This window comes from Streptomyces sp. NPDC005423 (assembly GCF_040606415.1).
GTDB lineage: Bacteria > Actinomycetota > Actinomycetes > Streptomycetales > Streptomycetaceae > Streptomyces.
This window is the reverse complement of the sequence record NZ_JBEXET010000010.1, coordinates 96,556-115,862: the sequence shown is the minus strand read 5'-3', so window position 1 is coordinate 115,862 and position 19,307 is coordinate 96,556. Positions and strand designations below refer to the sequence as shown.

Annotated in this window: 18 protein-coding genes, 1 pseudogene and 1 riboswitch; of the genes and pseudogenes, 18 read left to right on the top strand and 1 reads right to left on the bottom strand. The window is 71.4% G+C overall.

Going from position 1 to position 19,307, the window contains the following annotated elements; translation table 11 throughout:
• The first annotated feature begins 17 nt into the window (after positions 1-17).
• The 8 genes from lepB to ABZT12_RS14230 all read left to right on the top strand — a co-directional run bounded on the left by lepB (position 18) and on the right by ABZT12_RS14230 (position 6,790).
• Positions 18-794 (top strand): signal peptidase I, encoded by a 777-nt coding sequence (lepB, locus tag ABZT12_RS14265; protein WP_356382630.1) that lies wholly within the window; start codon positions 18-20, stop codon positions 792-794.
• Entirely contained in the window at positions 784-1,329 is a 546-nt protein-coding gene (locus ABZT12_RS14260; protein ID WP_356382627.1) for an NUDIX hydrolase, read from the top strand. Before lepB ends, ABZT12_RS14260 begins: the two co-directional genes overlap by 11 nt.
• Positions 1,330-1,385: 56 nt before the next feature.
• Positions 1,386-1,694, top strand: a complete 309-nt coding sequence (locus ABZT12_RS14255) for a DUF2469 domain-containing protein (RefSeq protein WP_003965949.1) — start codon at positions 1,386-1,388, stop codon at positions 1,692-1,694.
• Positions 1,695-1,801: 107 nt separating this feature from the next.
• Positions 1,802-2,164: a YraN family protein gene (locus ABZT12_RS14250; protein ID WP_356382624.1), complete on the top strand. Its 363-nt coding sequence runs from the start codon at positions 1,802-1,804 to the stop codon at positions 2,162-2,164.
• 1 nt (position 2,165) lies between these two features.
• A complete protein-coding gene (locus ABZT12_RS14245; protein WP_356382622.1) occupies positions 2,166-3,791 on the top strand; it encodes a YifB family Mg chelatase-like AAA ATPase in 1,626 nt (541 codons plus the stop codon).
• Complete coding sequence (gene dprA / locus ABZT12_RS14240) at positions 3,788-4,948, top strand: DNA-processing protein DprA (protein ID WP_356382619.1); 1,161 nt, start codon at positions 3,788-3,790, stop codon at positions 4,946-4,948. Before ABZT12_RS14245 ends, dprA begins: the two co-directional genes overlap by 4 nt.
• A 271-nt stretch (positions 4,949-5,219) precedes the next feature.
• Entirely contained in the window at positions 5,220-6,062 is an 843-nt protein-coding gene (gene whiG, locus ABZT12_RS14235) for an RNA polymerase sigma factor WhiG (protein WP_356382616.1), read from the top strand.
• Between the two features lie 170 nt (positions 6,063-6,232).
• The gene (locus ABZT12_RS14230) at positions 6,233-6,790 is read left to right on the top strand and encodes a helix-turn-helix domain-containing protein (RefSeq protein WP_356382826.1); all 558 of its coding nucleotides are present in this window, start codon (positions 6,233-6,235) and stop codon (positions 6,788-6,790) included.
• A 565-nt stretch (positions 6,791-7,355) separates the two neighbouring features.
• Here ABZT12_RS14230 and ABZT12_RS14225 read toward each other — a convergent pair.
• Positions 7,356-7,958, bottom strand: a pseudogene (locus ABZT12_RS14225) (M23 family metallopeptidase); the annotation flags it as partial.
• Between the two features lie 291 nt (positions 7,959-8,249).
• On the opposite strand from ABZT12_RS14225, the gene rpsB reads away from it, so the two are divergent.
• From rpsB to ABZT12_RS14175, 10 genes are all read left to right on the top strand, one after another.
• A complete protein-coding gene (rpsB, locus tag ABZT12_RS14220) occupies positions 8,250-9,227 on the top strand; it encodes a 30S ribosomal protein S2 (RefSeq protein ID WP_356382613.1) in 978 nt (325 codons plus the stop codon).
• Between the two features lie 170 nt (positions 9,228-9,397).
• Positions 9,398-10,234 (top strand): translation elongation factor Ts, encoded by an 837-nt coding sequence (gene tsf / locus ABZT12_RS14215; RefSeq protein WP_356382611.1) that lies wholly within the window; start codon positions 9,398-9,400, stop codon positions 10,232-10,234.
• 203 nt (positions 10,235-10,437) lie between these two features.
• Positions 10,438-11,196 (top strand): UMP kinase, encoded by a 759-nt coding sequence (pyrH, locus tag ABZT12_RS14210; RefSeq protein WP_356382608.1) that lies wholly within the window; start codon positions 10,438-10,440, stop codon positions 11,194-11,196.
• Between the two features lie 130 nt (positions 11,197-11,326).
• The gene (frr, locus tag ABZT12_RS14205) at positions 11,327-11,884 is read left to right on the top strand and encodes a ribosome recycling factor (protein WP_356382605.1); all 558 of its coding nucleotides are present in this window, start codon (positions 11,327-11,329) and stop codon (positions 11,882-11,884) included.
• The gene (locus ABZT12_RS14200) at positions 11,884-13,011 is read left to right on the top strand and encodes a phosphatidate cytidylyltransferase (protein WP_356382602.1); all 1,128 of its coding nucleotides are present in this window, start codon (positions 11,884-11,886) and stop codon (positions 13,009-13,011) included. The genes frr and ABZT12_RS14200 overlap by 1 nt, the downstream gene beginning before the upstream one ends.
• 231 nt (positions 13,012-13,242) lie before the next feature.
• Entirely contained in the window at positions 13,243-13,728 is a 486-nt protein-coding gene (locus ABZT12_RS14195) for a hypothetical protein (protein WP_356382599.1), read from the top strand.
• Positions 13,729-14,140: 412 nt separating this feature from the next.
• Positions 14,141-15,247, top strand: coding sequence for a 23S rRNA (adenine(2503)-C(2))-methyltransferase RlmN (gene rlmN, locus ABZT12_RS14190; RefSeq protein ID WP_356382596.1), 1,107 nt, complete (start codon positions 14,141-14,143; stop codon positions 15,245-15,247).
• 24 nt (positions 15,248-15,271) lie between these two features.
• Positions 15,272-15,376: riboswitch (TPP riboswitch) on the top strand.
• A 76-nt stretch (positions 15,377-15,452) separates the two neighbouring features.
• The gene (locus tag ABZT12_RS14185) at positions 15,453-16,550 is read left to right on the top strand and encodes a thiamine ABC transporter substrate-binding protein (protein WP_356382592.1); all 1,098 of its coding nucleotides are present in this window, start codon (positions 15,453-15,455) and stop codon (positions 16,548-16,550) included.
• Positions 16,526-18,268 carry an iron ABC transporter permease gene (locus tag ABZT12_RS14180; protein ID WP_356382589.1) on the top strand — a complete coding sequence of 581 codons (1,743 nt, stop codon included), beginning with the start codon at positions 16,526-16,528 and terminating at the stop codon, positions 18,266-18,268. The genes ABZT12_RS14185 and ABZT12_RS14180 overlap by 25 nt, the downstream gene beginning before the upstream one ends.
• Complete coding sequence (locus ABZT12_RS14175) at positions 18,269-19,288, top strand: ABC transporter ATP-binding protein (protein ID WP_356382586.1); 1,020 nt, start codon at positions 18,269-18,271, stop codon at positions 19,286-19,288.
• The last annotated feature ends 19 nt before the right edge of the window (positions 19,289-19,307 follow it).

The following is a 19,307-nucleotide window of genomic DNA, read 5'->3' as shown; positions in this document are numbered from 1 at the left end:
GGGTAGGGTGCGGACCCATGGGTGGCGAGAGCACGACACGTACGGCCCCGCGCAGCAGCGGCGGCACAGGCAGAGGCCCGGTGGGCAGCCGGACCGGACAGCGGTTGTCCGGGCTGGCCGTCGCGCTGGGCCTTGTGCTGTTCCTCGGCGGATTCGCCTGGGCGGCGCTGGTCTACCGGCCGTACACGGTGCCCACCAGCTCCATGTCGCCGACGATCGGCATCGGCGACCGGGTGCTGGCGCAGCGCGTCGACGGCGGCGATGTGCGCCGGGGCGATGTCGTCGTCTTCACCGACAAGAGCTGGGTGACGAACGCGCCGGTGGTCAAGCGGGTCGTCGCGGTCGGCGGGGACACCGTCTCCTGCTGCACCGCCGGCAAACTGACCGTCAACGGCAAACAGATCGACGAGTCCTATCTGAAGGGCGGCGAGGTCGAGGACAAGACGATCCCGACGGTGAAGGTCCCCGCGGGACGTCTGTTCCTGCTCGGCGACGAACGCCGCGGATCGCTGGACTCCAGCGCCCACCTCACGGACGCCGCCAGCGGCACCGTCGCGCGCAGCGCCGTGACCGCCCGGGTGGACGCCGTCGCCTGGCCGATGAAGGGCATGCTGGAGCGCCCCACCGGCTTCGAACAGCTCGGCGCCCTCTCGCAGACCGGACCGCTGCGCGTGATCCTCCTCCTGATCGTGGCCGGCGCGGTCCTCGTGCTGGGCGGCGGAGCGTACGGCCCGGTCGCCAAGGTTCTGGGGGGCCGTTCCCGCGCCCGGACGGAGCCCGCGAGTGCCCACTGAGGCCACGGACGGCGGCCCGCCCGGCCCGGCCGACTCGTACGACGGCGGTCTGCGCAGGGTCGCCCGGGTCATCCTGCTCGACCCGCGGGACCGGATCCTGCTCCTGCACGGCCATGAACCGGACGATCCCGCCGACGACTGGTGGTTCACGCCCGGCGGCGGCCTGGAGGGCGACGAGACCCACGAGGAGGCGGCGCTGCGGGAACTGGCGGAGGAGACCGGGATCACCCGGGTCGAGCTGGGTCCGGTGCTCTGGCGGCGCCGGTGCTCCTTCCCGTTCGCGGGCCGGCGCTGGGACCAGGACGAGTGGTACTACCTGGCCCGTACGGTCCATACGGCCGACGTGGTGCCCGCGGCGACGGCTCTGACCGAGCTGGAGCGCCGCAGTGTGGCCGGAGCGCAATGGTGGACGTGCCGAGAACTGACCCGGACGCATGAGACGGTATATCCGACGAGACTCGCCGAGCTGCTCAGCAGGCTGCTCGACGAAGGTCCCCCGCCCGCACCCGTGACCCTGGACACCGAAATCGTCTAGGGGCTCGCGGTACTGGCGCACAATGGTGGGATCGCACGGGTGAAGGGGAACATGCCATGAGCGCCGAGGACCTCGAAAAGTACGAGACCGAGATGGAGCTGAAGCTCTACCGGGAGTACCGCGATGTCGTCGGTCTGTTCAAATACGTGATCGAGACCGAGCGGCGCTTCTACCTCACCAACGATTACGAGATGCAGGTGCACTCGGTCCAGGGCGAGGTGTTCTTCGAGGTGTCGATGGCGGACGCCTGGGTGTGGGACATGTACCGGCCGGCCCGGTTCGTGAAGCAGGTGCGCGTTCTCACGTTCAAGGACGTGAATATCGAGGAGCTCAACAAGAGCGACCTCGAACTGCCGGGCGGATGACGGACCCCCGCACGGCTGAGGAAGTTTTCCACAACCGCTGAGTAACTCACCAAGATCCACTTCCGCTGCCCTGACCCGTCACGGTGGGTGCCGGAGGTGGTGCCGACATGAACGCACGCGGTGCACTCGGCAGGTACGGCGAGACGCTGGCCGCCCGGCGGCTGACCGAAGCCGGAATGACCGTCCTGAAGCGCAACTGGCGCTGCGGCAGGACCGGCGAGATCGACATCGTGGCACGGGACGGTGACGTCCTGGTCGTCTGCGAGGTCAAGACCCGACGGGCCGGTGCCTTCGAGCACCCGATGGCCGCGGTGACCCCGGACAAGGCGCGCCGCCTGCGCGGTCTCGCCGAACGCTGGATCCACGCCCACGGCGGGGCCCCGCCCGGAGGGGTCCGCATCGACCTGGTGGGAGTCGTCCTGCCCCGGCGCGGCGGCCCCGTGGTCGAGCATGCGCGGGGGGTGGCCTGAGATGGGGTTCGCTCGTACGTGCTCGGTGGCGCTGGTCGGCGTCGAGGGCGTGGCGGTCGAGGTCCAGGCCGACCTCGAACCGGGCGTCGCCGCCTTCACCCTGGTCGGGCTCCCCGACAAGAGCCTGACGGAAAGCCGGGACCGGGTCAGGGCGGCGGTGGTGAACTCGGGTGCCGAGTGGCCGCAGAAGAAGCTGACCGTGGGACTCAGCCCGGCGTCGGTACCCAAGGCCGGCAGCGGGTTCGACCTTGCCATCGCCAGCGCGGTGCTCGGCGCGGCCGAGCGGATCGACCCGCGCGTGCTCACCGACATCGTGATGATCGGCGAGCTGGGCCTCGACGGCCGGGTCCGGCCGGTCCGCGGCATCCTGCCGGCTGTACTGGCCGCGGTCGACGCCGGCTACGAGCAGGTGGTCGTGCCGGAGTGCGCCGCCGCCGAGGCGTCCCTCGTGCCCGGGGTGTCGATCCTGGGCGTCCGCACCCTGCGGCAGCTGATCGCCGTCCTGGCCGACGAACCCGTACCGGACGAGGAACCCGAGGAACAGGGCCGCCCCGACCCGCTGCTCGCGGGACTGCGCCTGCCCGGCTCCGGCGCCGCCACCGGAATGCACGGCGCGGGCGCGGCCCAGCACGACCAGGGACACGACCTCGCCGACGTCGTCGGCCAGTTCTCGGCGCGTACGGCGGTGGAGGTCTCCGCGGCCGGCGGCCACCACCTGTTCCTCGAAGGCCCGCCGGGCGCCGGGAAGACCATGCTCGCGGAACGGCTGCCCGCCATCCTGCCCCGGCTCGGCCGGCAGGATTCGCTGGAGGTCACGGCGGTGCACTCGGTGGCGGGCCTGCTGCCCCCGGGCAAGCCCCTGATCGACGTCGCCCCCTACTGCGCCCCGCACCACTCGGCCACGATGCAGGCCCTCGTCGGCGGCGGGCCCGGCATGGCACGGCCCGGTGCCGTGTCGCTCTCCCACAGAGGCGTGCTCTTCCTGGACGAGACGCCCGAGTTCGGCAGCCAGGCGCTCGACGCGCTGCGCCAGCCCCTGGAGGCCGGGCACGTGGTGATCGCGCGCAGCGCCGGTGTCGTACGGTTCCCGGCGCGCTTCCTGATGGTGCTCGCCGCCAACCCCTGCCCGTGCGGCCGGTTCTCGCAGGCCGAAGACTTCTGCGAGTGCGCGCCCTCGGCGGTACGGCGCTACCAGGCCAGACTCTCCGGGCCGCTGCTCGACCGGGTCGACCTGCGGGTGGGGGTGGAGCGGGTCACGCGTGCCCAGCTCACCGGGCGCGGCACGCGGGGCGAGTCCACCTCGACGGTCGCGGACCGGGTGCGGGCGGCCAGGGAGCGGGCGGCGGCGCGGCTCGCCCAGACGCCGTGGCGCACCAACAGCGAGGTACCGGGCCGGGAACTGCGCAGCCGCTGGCACGCCGAGCGCGGGGCCATGGACGAGGCCGAGCGCAGCCTGGAGCGGGGCATGCTCACCGCCCGGGGGCTCGACCGGGTCCTTCGGGTCGCCTGGACGGTCGCCGACCTCGTGGGCCGCGACCGCCCCGGGGCGACCGACGTCGCCCTCGCGCTGCAACTGCGCACGGGCGTACCGCGAGGCGTGCCGATGACGATCGGAGCGCTGACATGACCGGCGACACCCCCCTGGACGGCGACCTGCACGCCCGCGCCTTCCTCGCCAGGGTTCTCGAACCGGGGGACGAGGTGGGCGGCCGGTGGGTCCGGGAACTGGGGGCGGCGGAGGTCGCCCGACGGCTGCGCACCGGCGGCCCGCAGCTCGCGGGGGTGACCGACAGGCGGTGGAACGGGCTGCGCGCACGCGCCGAAGGCACCGAACCGGAGCGGGACCTGTCCGCGGCGGACGAGGCCGGGGTGCGGTACGTGTGTCCCGGGGACGTCGAGTGGCCCGCTCAGCTCGATGACCTGGGGGACGCGCGGCCCCTCGGGCTGTGGGTGCGCGGCCGGCCCAGCCTGCGGATGTGGGCACTGAGGTCGGTCGCCGTCGTCGGCGCCCGCGCCTGCACCGGCTACGGCGCCCATGTGTCCGCCACCCTCGCCGCCGGCCTCGCCGAGGCGGGCTGGGTGGTGGTGTCCGGCGGAGCCTACGGCGTCGACGGCGCCGCCCATCGCGGTGCCCTCGGGGCGGGCGGTGCCACCGTCGCCGTACTCGCCTGCGGTGTCGACCGGCCGTACCCGCGCGGGCACACCGAGTTGATCACCAGGATCGCCGAACAGGGGCTCGTGGTAGGGGAGTTGCCGCCGGGTGAGCATCCGACTCCGAGCAGATTCATCCTCCGCAACCGAGTGATCGCAGCGCTCACCAGAGGCACGATCGTCGTCGAGGCCGCCCATCGCAGCGGCTCCCTCGTCACGGCCCGGGCGGCGCGGCGCCTGGGCCGCCACACCATGGGGGTGCCCGGGCCGGTCACCAGCGGACTCTCCGCGGGCGTCCACGAACTCCTGCGCGGGGACGCCGTACTGGTCGCCGACGCGGCCGACGTGGTCGAACTCGTCGGTGACATGGGTGAACTGGCTCCGGACCGGCGCGGACCGGTGCTGCCGCGCGACCTGTTGGAACCGGCCGCCCGCCGTGTCCTCGCCGCACTGCCGGGACGCGGGACGGCGGCGCCGTACGACATCGCCCGGGGCGCGCAGACCACGGAGGACGACGCGATCGCGAGACTGTACGAACTCCGATCGCTCGGCTACGTCGAACGACACGGCGACGGCTGGAAGTTGACACGCCAGGCGGTGATCTCGGTCCGCGCCGGTCGGGGCCGCGGCTGACCGGATGGGTTCGGCCGTCCGGGGGAACCCCGACACCCTTGGGAATGCCCGCAGTTGACGCGTTCCGCTGATCGCGCGCGGCGAGCGGGGTGCCCCGGCGAGGCGTCCCGCCGGGCCCCTCCGCGCGGGCCCGACGCCCCGACGTTCGCTCACCGCGACACCCCAGTCACGCTACGCTCACGGGATTCCGGCACAGACCGGCGATCTCGGTACCAGACAGACAGCTCCCCCAGTCACCCCCACTTCACGGCAGAACGACACAAGGCGACGAATGCCCCAGCACACCTCCGGGTCCGACCGGGCGGCCTTCCCCCCAGCCGCCCGCGACGGTGGCAGCGTGCGGCCGCCCGCCCCCGCCACCCTCGACGAGCTGTGGCGGTCGTACAAGACCTCGGGCGACGAGCGGCTGCGTGAGCAGCTGATCCTGCACTACTCGCCGCTCGTGAAGTACGTGGCCGGACGGGTCAGCGTGGGGCTGCCGCCCAACGTCGAGCAGGCGGACTTCGTCTCGTCAGGGGTGTTCGGGCTGATCGACGCGATCGAGAAGTTCGACATCGAGCGGGAGATCAAGTTCGAGACCTACGCGATCACCCGGATCCGCGGCGCGATGATCGACGAGCTGCGGGCGCTTGACTGGATCCCGCGCTCGGTGCGGCAGAAGGCGCGGAATGTGGAGCGGGCGTACGCGACGCTGGAGGCGCGGCTCAGGCGCACGCCGTCGGAGTGCGAGGTGGCCGCCGAGATGGGGGTCGCGGTCGACGAACTGCACGCCGTCTTCAGCCAGTTGTCGCTGGCCAACGTAGTCGCGCTGGAGGAACTGCTGCACGTCGGCGGCGAGGGCGGCGACCGGCTGAGCCTGATGGACACCCTGGAGGACACCGCTGCCGACAATCCGGTGGAGGTGGCCGAGGACCGGGAGCTGCGCCGGTTTCTGGCCCGGGCGATCAACACGCTGCCCGACCGGGAGAAGACCGTGGTCACGCTCTACTACTACGAAGGACTCACGCTCGCCGAGATCGGGAACGTGCTGGGGGTGACCGAGAGCCGGGTCAGTCAGATCCACACCAAGTCCGTGCTCCAGTTGCGGGCGAAGCTGGCGAGCTTCGGACGCTGAGCCGAGCCCGCCCGGCCCCCGCGCCCCCTTGGCCCCCGATTCTCCGTCCGCCCCGACCTCCTTTCAGGCCCGCTGATCTCGCAGAATCGTGCCTGCATGGCCGGACTCACTCCCGCCCGGGAAGGTCCGTCCGTAGAGTGGTTGACGTGCCAAGGATTCGAGCGGCCTCCGTGGCCGAGCACCGGTCGATGCAGCGAGCCGCCCTCCTGGACGCGGCGCGCTCCCTGTTGTCCGAGGGCGGGACGGACGCGCTGACCTTCCCGGCCCTCGCCGAACGCACGGGGCTCGCGCGGTCGTCCGTGTACGAGTACTTCCGCTCCCGGGCCGCCGTGGTCGAGGAGCTGTGCGAGGCCGACTTCCCCGTCTGGGCCGCCGAGGTCTCGGCCGCCATGGCGAGCGCGGAGACGGCCGAGGGCAAGATCGAGGCGTACGTGCGCCAGCAGCTCGCCCTGGTCGGCGACCGCCGGCACCGGGCCGTGGTCGCCATCTCCGCCAGCGAACTGGAAGCGGGCGCCCGCGAGAAGATCCGCGCCGCCCACGGCGGTCTCGTCGCGATGATCGCCCAGGCCCTGGACGAACTGGGCCACGCCCAGCCGAGACTGGCCGCGATGCTTCTCCAGGGGATCGTCGACGCGGCCGTACGCCGCATCGAGCTGGGCGCGGCGGAGGATCCGCCCGCGATCACCGACGCGGCGGTGAACATGGCGTTGCGGGGCGTACGCGGCTGAACCGCCCAGGGCGGAGAAACGCCCTCGCGCGCCGCTCTGCCCGTACCGGTCTGCCCGCAGCTGGTAGGTGGCCGTGCACCGGTGCGTCTGAGACCGGTACGTGCCCGTGCACCGGCCCGTCGGCGCCCGGTGCGTGCTCGTGCACCGGTGTGTCCGCGGCCGGTATGTGCTCGCGGGCCGGTCCGCCCGCGCCCGGTAAGTAAGCGGGCACCGGTGCCTCCGCGGCCCGTAGGCCCTCGCGCACGGGTGCGTCCGTGGCCGGTGTGTGCCCGTGCGCCGGTGCTTCCGCGAACGGTGCGTGCTCGTGCACCGGTGCGTCCGCGGCCGGTATGTGCTCGCGGGCCGGTCCGCCCGCGCCCGGTAAGTAAGCGCGCACCGGTGCGTCCGCGGCCCGTAGGCCCTCGCGCAGGGGCGCGTCCGTGGCCGGTGTGTGCCCGTGCACCGGTGCTTCCGCGGACGGCGCGTCCGTGGCCGGTAGGTGCTCGGGTACCGGTCCGTCCGGTGTCGCCACGTGCTCGCGCACTCGTCCGTCCCGTGTCGCTGCGTGCTCGGGCGCCGGTGCGGTCGGCGTCGGTAGCCCGAGTACCGGGAGCAGCCTCGACGGACCCTGTCGCAGCAGCCAGGGCGGCAGCAGCGAGAGCGGATCGAGGTAGACGTCCTTCCGCAGCAGGCCCCAGTGCACGCACGGAGCGGCTCCGCAGTGGGAGCGTTCCGGTTCCACCGTGCCGAGGACCGCGCCCGCCGCGACCTCGGTCCCCTTCGTCACCGACGCCCGTACCGGCTCGTACGTCGTGCGCAGCGGCGGGGTGCCCGTGCCGGTCAGTTCGACGGAGACCACGCCCCGTCCCGCCACCCGTCCCGCGAAGGACACCCGCCCCGGCGCCACCGTCCGCACCGGTGCGCCGGCCGGGGCCGCGAGGTCCACCCCGCGGTGCCCCCGGGAGTAGGCCGTCACCGGGGGCTCCCAGCCGCGTAGCACCTGAGGGCGGGAGCCGACCGGCCAGTTGCGGGCGACCGCGGGGACCGCCGGGTCGCCGCCCGCCGGCGGGGCAGGGGGCGGAACGCCCGCTCGGGCGGCCGTGGCCGCGCAGGTCAGAGCCGTCAGCAGCAGGCTCAGCAGGAGTCCGGGCAGGACCGGTGCCGTACGCGCACTTCGCTTCGTTCGCATGACGGAACCGTCCCGCACCGCGGGCGGTCCTTGACGATCATGGCCCGGTTCTGTGCAGGGCCGCGGGGTTGTGGACAACGGCGTCACCCGGTACCTCGCGGGTCCCGTACACTTCCTTTGGCGATCCGGGTCACCGGGTCGACTTCGCACGCCCCGACATTCGGTCCACCGTCGCAAGACGAAAGCCGGTGTCAGCGCCCCTCGGTCCCTCGTGGCACGGCGCATCGCGGGCGTCAGGCGCGGGTGCCGTCCGGTACCCGCGGCACAACCGAGAAACCAAGGAGAACGGCCATGGCCGTCGTCACGATGCGGGAGCTGCTGGAAAGCGGCGTCCACTTCGGTCACCAGACCCGTCGCTGGAACCCGAAGATGAAGCGCTTCATCTTCACCGAGCGCAACGGCATCTACATCATCGACCTGCTCCAGTCGCTGTCGTACATCGACCGCGCCTACGAGTTCGTCAAGGAGACCGTCGCCCACGGCGGCACGGTCATGTTCGTCGGCACGAAGAAGCAGGCGCAGGAGGCCATCGCCGAGCAGGCCACCCGCGTCGGCATGCCCTATGTCAACCAGCGCTGGCTGGGCGGCATGCTCACCAACTTCTCCACCGTCTACAAGCGTCTGCAGCGCCTCAAGGAGCTGGAGCAGATCGACTTCGAGGACGTCGCCGCGTCCGGTCTGACCAAGAAGGAGCTTCTCGTGCTCTCGCGCGAGAAGACCAAGCTGGAGAAGACCCTCGGTGGTATCCGCGAGATGTCCAAGGTTCCCAGCGCCGTCTGGATCGTGGACACCAAGAAGGAGCACATCGCGGTCGGTGAGGCCCGGAAGCTCAACATCCCGGTCGTCGCCATCCTCGACACGAACTGCGACCCCGACGAGGTCGACTACAAGATCCCGGGCAACGACGACGCGATCCGCTCCGTCACCCTGCTCACCCGTGTGATCGCCGACGGCGTCGCCGAGGGCCTCATCTCCCGCTCCGGTGTCGCCACCGAGGCCAAGGGCGAGAAGGCCGCCGGCGAGCCGCTCGCCGAGTGGGAGCGCGACCTGCTCGAAGGTGGCGAGAAGAAGGCCGACGAGGCCCCCGCCGCCGAGGCCGAGGTGCAGACCTCCGCCGAGACCGAGAAGGTCGCCGACGCCGAGGAGACTGAGGCTGCCGCCGAGGCCGCTCCGGTCGCCGAAGAGGCCCCCGCCGCCGAGGCCGCCCCGGTCGCCGACGAGGCCCCCGCCGCCGAGGCCGCTCCGGCCGCCGACGCCGAGCAGGCCTGACCTTCCGGCCCAGCGGGCTGAACCGACAGCGGGTGGTGCCGACCGTGCCACCCGCTGTTCAGCCGCAGCCCCCAGATCTGCGTAGCCCGTAGATCCTTGGCGGGAGCCCGCTCACCCCGCGGCCGCCGCCGACTCCGAGACTTCGAACTCCGAGAAGAGATTCACAGATCATGGCGAACTACACCGCCGCCGACGTCAAGAAGCTCCGTGAGCTCACCGGCGCCGGCATGATGGACTGCAAGAAGGCGCTGGACGAGGCCGAGGGCCACGTCGACAAGGCCGTCGAGGCGCTCCGCATCAAGGGCCAGAAGGGCGTCGCCAAGCGCGAGGGCCGCTCCGCCGAGAACGGCGCCGTGGTCTCCGTCATCGCCGACGACAACACCTCCGGTGTCCTGGTCGAGCTGAAGTGCGAGACGGACTTCGTCGCCAAGGGTGACAAGTTCCAGGCCGTCGCGAGCGCGATCGCCACGCACGTCGCCAAGTCCTCCCCGGCCGACATCGAGGCGCTGCTCGCCTCCGAGATCGAGCCCGGCAAGACCGTCCAGGCGTTCGTGGACGAGGCCAACGCCAACCTCGGCGAGAAGATCGTCCTGGACCGCTTCGCGCGGTTCGACGACGGCTACGTGACGGCGTACATGCACCGCACGATGCCTGACCTGCCCCCGCAGATCGGTGTCCTTGTCGAGCTCGACAAGGAGAACGCCGAGATCGCCAAGGGTGTCGCCCAGCACATCGCCGCCTTCGCGCCGAAGTACCTCTCCAAGGAGGACGTGCCGGCCGAGGTCGTCGAGACCGAGCGCCGCGTCGCCGAGGAGACCACCCGCGCCGAGGGCAAGCCCGAGGCCGCCCTGCCGAAGATCGTCGAGGGACGCGTCAACGGCTTCTTCAAGGACGCCACGCTGCTCGGCCAGCCGTACGCGCTCGACAACAAGAAGTCGGTCCAGAAGGTTCTGGACGAGGCGGGTGTCACCCTGAAGCGCTTCACGCGCATCAAGGTCGGCATCTGAGTCCGTACCGCGATCGGCGCGCGGCGCCCGGCGGAATCCCGCTAGGGTCGTCAGCAGTCGTCCCGGGACGTCGCTGCGCACGCGCGCGTAGCGGACGACAGCAGATCTGACGAGGAGGCCATTGCCGGGCATGGGATGCGAACGACACCCCACCGGCAGTGGCCTTCTTCGTATGTGCGACACGTAAAAGAGGCGAGAACGGAATGACCACCAAGCCCCAGAAGAGCGACGACGGCAACGTACGCGGCCGGTTTATGCTGAAGCTGTCCGGAGAGGCCTTCTCCGGCGGCGGGGGCCTGGGCGTCGACCCCGACGTGGTGCACAAGATCGCCCGCGAGATCGCGGCTGTCGTGCGGGACGGCGCGGAGATCGCCGTCGTGATCGGCGGCGGCAACTTCTTCCGCGGCGCGGAGCTTCAGCAGCGCGGTATGGACCGGGCCCGTTCGGACTACATGGGCATGCTCGGCACGGTGATGAACTGCCTCGCCCTCCAGGACTTCCTGGAGAAGGAGGGCATCGACAGCCGGGTCCAGACCGCCATCACCATGGGCCAGGTCGCCGAGCCGTACATCCCGCTGCGCGCCGTGCGCCATCTGGAGAAGGGCCGGGTCGTCATCTTCGGCGCCGGCATGGGCATGCCGTATTTCTCCACCGACACCACCGCCGCCCAGCGCGCCCTGGAGATCAACGCCGAGGCGCTGCTGATGGGCAAGAACGGCGTGGACGGGGTCTACGACTCCGATCCGAAGACCAACCCGGACGCGGTCAGGTTCGACGCGCTCAGCTACGGCGAGGTCATCACCCGCGACCTCCGGGTCGCCGACGCCACCGCCGTCACGCTGTGCCGCGACAACAAGTTGCCGATCCTGGTCTTCGAGCTTCTGGCGGAGGGCAATATCGCGCGCGCCGTCAAGGGTGAGAAGATCGGCACGCTTGTGGGTGACCAAGGCAGCCAGGGCTGAGGAGCCCCGCCGGGGGATGGACAATGTCCTGCCGGTCGGGAACCGTGCAGGAACAAGACGCGACGCAGCCGGCCGCCGAAGCCGACACAGCACGGCAGCCGGGCCTACTCAAGACACGCAGGAGCAAGTGGTGATCGAAGAGACCCTCCTCGAAGCCGAGGAGAAGATGGAGAAGGCCGTCGTTGTCGCCAAGGAGGACTTCGCCGCGATCCGCACCGGTCGTGCGCACCCGGCGATGTTCAACAAGATCGTGGCCGACTACTACGGCGCGCTGACGCCGATCAACCAGCTGGCCTCGTTCTCCGTGCCGGAGCCGCGCATGGCCGTGGTGACGCCGTTCGACAAGAGCGCGCTGCGCAACATCGAGCAGGCGATCCGGGACTCGGACCTCGGCGTCAACCCGAGCAACGACGGCAATATCATCCGGGTGGTGTTCCCCGAGCTGACCGAGGAGCGCCGCAGGGACTACATCAAGGTCGCCCGGACCAAGGGCGAGGACTCCAAGATCTCGATCCGCTCCGTCCGCCGCAAGGCGAAGGACGCCATCGACAAGCTCGTCAAGGACGGCGAGGTCGGTGAGGACGAGGGCCGCCGTGCGGAGAAGGAACTCGACGACACCACCTCGAAGTACGTCGCCCAGGTGGACGAGCTCCTCAAGCACAAGGAAGCGGAGCTGCTAGAGGTCTGATGAACGACTCTCCCTGGGGCGCACCGCCACAGACCGGGTACTGGGGGCCGCCCGGCCAGGGGCCTGTCCAGGGGGCTGCCCCGGCGGGTCCCGCATACGATGTGCAGCAAGCCCAGCACACTCGCCCCATGCCCATCGTGCCCGACGTACCCGCGCAGGGCGGAGACCAGGACGACGACCGGGGGACCGCTCGGCTGAGTGGTCCCCCGGTCCTCGACGACGCCTGGCAGCAGACGACGCCCCACGGGGCCCCTTCGCAGAATCCGGAGCCCATGTCCGACGCCCCGCAACCGGCACCCGTGCCGCAGAAGAAGAGCGCGGGCCGGGACCTGGGCGCGGCCATAGGGGTCGGCGTCGGGCTCGGCGTGGTGATCGTCGCGTCGCTCTTCATCGTCAAGGCCGCTTTCGTGGGCGTGGTGGCGGTCGCCGTCGTGGTCGGCCTCTGGGAGCTCACCTCACGGCTGCGGGAGCGCAAGAACATCAAGGCGCCCCTCGTACCGCTCGCGGTCGGCGGGGCGGCGATGGTCGTCGCCGGTTACGTACGAGGTGTCGAGGGCGCCTGGGTGGCCATGGCCCTCACCGCCCTGGCGGTCCTGGTCTGGCGCATGACCGAGCCGCCCGAGGGCTACCTCAAGGACGTCACGGCGGGCGTCTTCGCGGCGTTCTACGTGCCGTTCCTGGCCACGTTCGTCGCCCTGATGCTCACCGCCGACGACGGTCCGCTCCGGGTCGTCACCTTCCTGCTTCTGACGGTGGTCAGCGACACCGGCGCCTACGCCGTCGGATGGCGCTTCGGCAAGCACAAACTGGCTCCGCGCATCAGCCCCGGCAAGACCCGAGAGGGCCTGGTCGGGGCCGTGTCGTTCGCGATGGTGGCGGGCGCGCTGTGCATGCAGTTCCTGATCGACGACGGCAGCTGGTGGCAGGGGCTCGTCCTCGGCTTCGCGGTCGCCGCCAGCGCGACCCTCGGCGACCTCGGCGAGTCCATGATCAAGCGCGACCTGGGCATCAAGGACATGGGCACCTTGCTCCCGGGCCACGGCGGCATCATGGACCGACTGGACTCACTGCTGCCGACAGCGCCGGTGGTGTGGCTCCTGCTGGTCCTCTTCGTCGGCGCCGGCTGACCGACACGCACCGCTGACCAGCGGTTCCGTACGGGAGGGGCACGTTGTCCACAGGACGGCGAGCCCCTCTTCGTATGTCTGCGACACTGACGGGGTTGTGCCCGTTCCGCGCCCTGGGATCGCAGTTCCGACGCGTCGCGGCGGAGACAGGGGGGCGGCGTAAGCGGAAACGCCGAGTGGTGCACAAGTCTCGGGAGTACGTCGAGCCTCGCGCAGAAGGATGAGGGGTCGTTGCGAAGTCTGCGGATCCGGGCCCCGAAGCAGCGGTGGCACGCGCTCCTCGCCGCGGTCCTCCTGGGCGCCATCGGGCTCATAGGAGCCATGATGCTGCGCGAGTGGCAGCAGGCGGAGTTGCTCGACGAGACCGGGATACGCGTTACGGGCGTCGTCTCCCGCGTCGTGCTGTCAACCGGCAAGGGGGAGCCCGTTCGCGGTGAGATCGTGTACACCGTGGCAGGCCGACGGCACACCGTCCGCAAGGCACCCAACGGCGGTTATCCCCCTCCCCGGAAGGGCGACCGGGTGTGCCTGGAGGCAGCCCGTGAGCGACCTCGGCTGGTCCGGCTGTGCGGTGACCGCTACCCGGACGGAGACGACGGATTCCCCACCCTTGTCCTGGTCGCCGTGGCCGCCACGATCGGACTGCTCGTCGTCGCCGGGCACTGGATCAACACGCGCCGAGAACTCCTGACCGCGTCCGCGCGCACAACGAGCTGACGGCGACGCCGGCGAAGAGGGGGCGGGCGACGCCGGCGGCCGAGTTCCCACTGCAGTCCGTGTGACTTCCGTGCCGGAACGGGCGTGGACTCAGGCTGGCTTGGCGCCAACAGCGGTGCGGGAGCGCTTACTTGCCCCGGTGCACGTCGCCTGCGGACGAGCAGCGAACGACGGCGGCAACGGGGCGACCGGCCCCCACAGTTGTCGAGATACCGCGTTGCTCCAAGCTGCCGCCACTGACGGCACCCGTCCAAGAAGTAGCGATCGCGACAGCTGAGCCCTCCGCCCCTGCTCCTGGCCCTCCCCGGCCCGTGCGGAGCCGGCCGACGCCGGCTGTCGGTAGCCACAGGTGACCACCCCCCACCCCGCTCCGGCCGGGCCACCGGAGTTGATCTGCGACACTGGAAGGGTTATGCCTGCACCCGGAGAACTTACTTTCGTCGCCCCCCGCGGAGCTCAGAAGCCGCCGCGGCATCTTGCCGACCTCTCGCCTGCCGAGCGGAAGGAAGCGGTCGCCGCGGTCGGTGAGAAGCCGTTCCGCGCTCGGCAGCTCTCGCAGCACTACTTCGCGCGGTTCGCGCACGATCCCGAGCAGTGGACCGACATCCCCGCCGGTTCGCGCGCCAAGCTGCGGGACGCGCTGCTTCCGGAGCTGATGACGGTCGTACGGCATCTGTCGACGGACCAGGACACCACCCGTAAGACGCTGTGGCGGCTCTTCGACGGGACGCTGGTGGAGTCCGTGCTGATGCGGTACCCGGACCGGGTGACCATGTGCATCAGTTCGCAGGCCGGATGCGGGATGAACTGCCCGTTCTGCGCCACCGGGCAGGCCGGGCTCGACCGGAACCTCTCGACCGCCGAGATCGTGCACCAGATCGTGGACGGGATGCGGGCGCTGCGCGACGGGGAGATTCCCGGCGGGCCGGCCCGGCTGAGCAACATCGTGTTCATGGGGATGGGCGAGCCCCTCGCCAACTACAAGCGGGTGGTCGGCGCCGTTCGCGCGCTCACCGACCCGGAGCCGGACGGGCTGGGCCTCTCGCAGCGCGGGATCACCGTCTCGACCGTGGGACTGGTGCCGGCGATCCACCGGTTCGCCGACGAGGGCTTCAAGTGCCGGCTCGCGATCTCGCTGCACGCCCCGGACGACGATCTGCGCGACACGCTGGTCCCGGTGAACACGCGGTGGAAGGTGCGCGAGGTCCTCGACGCGGGCTGGGAGTACGCGGCGAAGTCCGGGCGCCGGCTCTCCATCGAGTACGCGCTGATCCGTGACATCAACGACCAGGCGTGGCGCGGTGACCGGCTCGGGCGGCTCCTCAGGGGCAAGCCCGTGCACGTCAACCTGATCCCGCTGAACCCGACGCCGGGTTCCAAGTGGACCGCCTCGCGCCCCGAGGACGAGAAGGCCTTCGTGGAGGCGATCGCGGCGCACGGGGTGCCGGTGACCGTGCGGGACACCCGCGGCCAGGAGATCGACGGCGCCTGCGGTCAGCTCGCCGCGACCGAGCGGTAGTCTGACCGGTGCAGGTACATCTTCATATTCCGACAGGGGAGCGCCACAGCGCTGAGAGTGCGGGAGAACCGCAGACCCTCTGAACCTCGCCCAGGTCATTCTGGGTAGGAAGTTCGGTCATCACTCAAGCTGTTGCGCCCTGCCCGGGTTCCGCGAGGACCCCGGGCAGGGCCGCGTCTCTTCCTGGTCATCCAGGAGGAATCCAGTGCACGACAGAAGCCATGCCGGGACGCCCGCCAGAACGTTCCTCGCCGCGGCCCTCGGGCTCGGTCTCGTCACGCTCTCCGCGTGCGGCTCGTCCGGCGGCGGCAGCGGCGGGGACTCCAAGACCGTCACGCTCGTCAGCCACGACTCGTGGGCCGCGTCGAAGAGCGTGATCAAGGACTTCGAGAAGCGGTCCGGCTACACGGTCAGGGTCCTCAAGGACGGCGACGCCGGCCAGGCCGTCAACAAGGCGATCCTGACCAAGGACAACCCCCAGGGCGACGTCTTCTTCGGCGTCGACAACACCCTCCTCTCCCGCGCGCTCGACAACGGTCTCTTCCAGTCCTACGCCGCGAAGGGCGCCGACCGGGTCCTGCCGAAGTACCGCGTAGACCAGAGCCGGCACCGGGTCACGCCGATCGACACCGGGGACATCTGCGTCAACTACGACAAGGCCTACTTCAGCAAGCACAAGCTGGCCCCGCCGAGCTCCTTCGCCGACCTCGCCGAGCCCGCGTACAAGAACCTCCTCGTCACCGAGAACGCGGCCACCTCCTCGCCGGGTCTCGGCTTCCTGCTGGGCACCGCGGCCCAGTACGGCGACGACGGCTGGCAGGCGTACTGGAAGAAGCTCAGGGCGAACGGCGTGAAGGTCGTCGACGGCTGGGAGCAGGCGTACGACGAGGAGTTCTCCGGTTCCGCCGGCGGCAGGAAGGCGGGCGCCGACCGGCCGCTCGTCGTCTCCTACGCCTCCTCGCCGCCCGCCGAGGTCGTCTACGCGGACCCGAAGCCGTCCACCGCGCCCACCGCCGTCGCGCAGGGCACCTGCTTCCGGCAGACCGAGTACGCGGGGCTGCTGAGCAACGCGGGCAACACCAAGGGCGGCAAGGCGTTCATCGACTTCCTGGTCTCCAAAGAGTTCCAGGAGGACATGCCGCTCAACATGTTCGTCTACCCGGTGGTCGAGGGCGCCAAGGTGCCGGCCGAGTTCACCGCGTACGGTCCCGCGGCCAAGGACCCCGAGACCATGGCGCCGTCGAAGATCGCCGCCAACCGTGACCAGTGGGTCAAGTCGTGGACCTCTCTCGTACTGAAGTAGCCGGGCGCGGGCGCCGCCGGGGGAGCGCGGTGCGGCTCGGGCTGATGGCCGGGCCCGTCGCGTTCTTCGCGGTGTTCTTCGCCTACCCGGTCGCCGCGATCGTCGCGCGCGGCCTGCACCCGGACGGGGTCTGGCGGCTCGGCCGGATCGGGGACGTGCTCGCCCGGTCCGACATCCGGCACGTGCTCTGGTTCACCACCTGGCAGGCGTTCGCCTCCACCGCGCTCACCCTGCTGGTCGCGCTGCCGGGCGCCTACGTCTTCGCCCGCTTCGCCTTCCCGGGCAAGCAGGTGCTGAGGGCCGCCGTGACGGTCCCCTTCGTGCTGCCGACGGTCGTCGTCGGTACGGCCTTCCTCGCGCTCGTCGGCCGCGGCGGCCTCCTCGACGACCTGTGGGGCGTACGGCTGGACACGACCGTCTGGGCCATCCTGCTCGCGCACGTCTTCTTCAACTACGCGGTCGTCGTCCGGACGGTGGGCGGCCTCTGGGCGCAGCTCGACCCGCGTCAGGAGGAGGCCGCGCGGGTGCTCGGCGCGTCCCGGTGGGGGGCCTGGCGGCGGGTCACGCTGCCGGCGCTCGCCCCGGCCGTGGCAGCCGCCGCGCTGATGGTGTTCCTCTTCACCTTCACCTCGTTCGGTGTGGTGCAGATCCTGGGCGGACCGACGTTCTCCACCCTGGAGGTGGAGATCTACCGGCAGACGTCGGAGCTCTTCGACCTCTCCACGGCCGCCGTGCTGACGATCGTGCAGTTCGTCGCGGTCGGCGCGATCCTCGCCGTACACGCCCGGACGGTACGGCGGCGGGAGAGCGTCCTGCGGCTGGTCGATCCGGCGGGGACGGCGCGACGGCCGCGCGGGGCCGGCCAGTGGGCGCTGCTGGGCGGGGTCCTGGTCTCCGTCGCCGTGCTGCTCCTGCTGCCGTTGGCCGTGCTCGTCGCCCGCTCGCTCGACGCCCCCGGCTTCCGCTACTACCGGGCGCTGACCAGCGCCGACGGCGGCACCTTCCTGGTCGCGCCGATCGCGGCGATCGGCAACTCCCTGGAGTACGCGGTCGCCGCCACCGGCATCGCCGTGGTGATCGGCGGACTCGCCGCCGCGGCCCTGACCCGGCTCCCCCCTTCCCGGCTTCGCCAGAACGCCGGCACCCCCGTCGCGGACCGGCTGGTGCGGGGGTTCGACGCGCTGCTGATGCTGCCGCTGGGGGTGTCGGCGGTGACCGTGGGCTTCGGGTTCCTGATCGCCCTCGACAAGCCGCCGCTGGAGCTGCGGAGTTCGTGGATCCTGGTGCCGCTCGCGCAGGCGCTGGTCGGCGTGCCCTTCGTCGTACGGACGATGCTGCCGGTGCTGCGGGCGGTGGACGGACGGCTCCGGGAGGCCGCCGCCGTGCTGGGGGCGTCGCCTTCGCGGGTGTGGCGCGAGGTCGATCTGCCGCTGGTGCGGCGGGCGTTGCTGATCGCCGCCGGGTTCGCGTTCGCGGTGTCGCTGGGCGAGTTCGGGGCGACCGTGTTCATCGCGCGGCCCGACAATCCGACGCTGCCGGTCGCGGTGGCCCGCCTGCTGGCCCGGCCCGGGGACCTCAACTACGGCCAGGCGATGGCCCTTTCGACGATCCTGATGGTGGTGTGCGCGGTGGCCCTGCTGGTCCTGGAGCGGTTGGGTCCCCAGTCCCGGACAGCCTCGGCCGGCGGGAACCCCATCGACCGGACAGGGGAGTTCTAGATGCTGCTGAGCGTGGCGGGCGCGACCGTGCGGTTCGGCGGGCGGCCCGTGCTGGACGGCGTCGACCTGGAGATCGCCGAGCACGAGACGGTCTGTGTGCTCGGCCCCAGCGGCAGCGGCAAGTCGACGCTGCTGCGCGCGGTGGCCGGGCTGCAACCCCTGGACGCCGGGCGGGTGTTGCTCGACGGGCAGGACCGGACCGGGGTGCCCCCGCACAGGCGGGGTGTGGGGCTGATGTTCCAGGACCATCAGCTGTTCCCGCAGCGCGACGTGGCGGGCAACGTCGCCTTCGGGCTGCGTATGCACCAGGTGCCGCGTGCTCAACGGGACGACCGCGTGCGGGAGTTGCTGGAACTGGTCGGGCTGCCGGGTGCGGCCGGACGGGCCGTGGCCGGGCTGTCGGGGGGTGAGCAGCAGCGGGTGGCGCTGGCCCGTGCCCTCGCCCCCCGGCCGCGGCTGCTGATGCTGGACGAGCCGCTCGGGCAGCTCGACCGGTCGCTGCGGGAGCGGCTCGTGGTCGAACTCCGGGAGTTGTTCGGCAGGTTGGGCACGACCGTGCTCGCGGTCACGCACGACCAGGGCGAGGCGTTCGCGCTCGCCGACCGGGTCGTGGTGATGCGGGACGGGCGGATCGCCCAGTCCGGTACGCCACTTGATGTGTGGCAGCACCCGGCCGACGCGTTCGTGGCCCGCTTCCTCGGCTTCGACAACGTGGTCGAGGCCACCGTCGCGGGACCCGTCGCCGACACGCCGTGGGGCAAGGTGCCGGTCCCCGAGGACGCTCCCCAGGGCGCCCGCACCCTCCTGGTACGCCCCGCCGGGGTACGTCTGGTCGCCGCCGACGAGGGCCTGCGCTGCACGGTGGCCGCCCGCACCTTCCGGGGCACCCATGTCGCCGTACGGCTGCGGCCGGGGGACGCGCCGCCGCTGGAGGCGGCGTGCGCGCTGCGGGAGGCGCCGGAGACCGGGGACGTGGTCGGGGTGGAGTTCGACGCGGCCGAGGTCGTCGTGCTCGGCTGACGGCACGCGTACGGCCCGC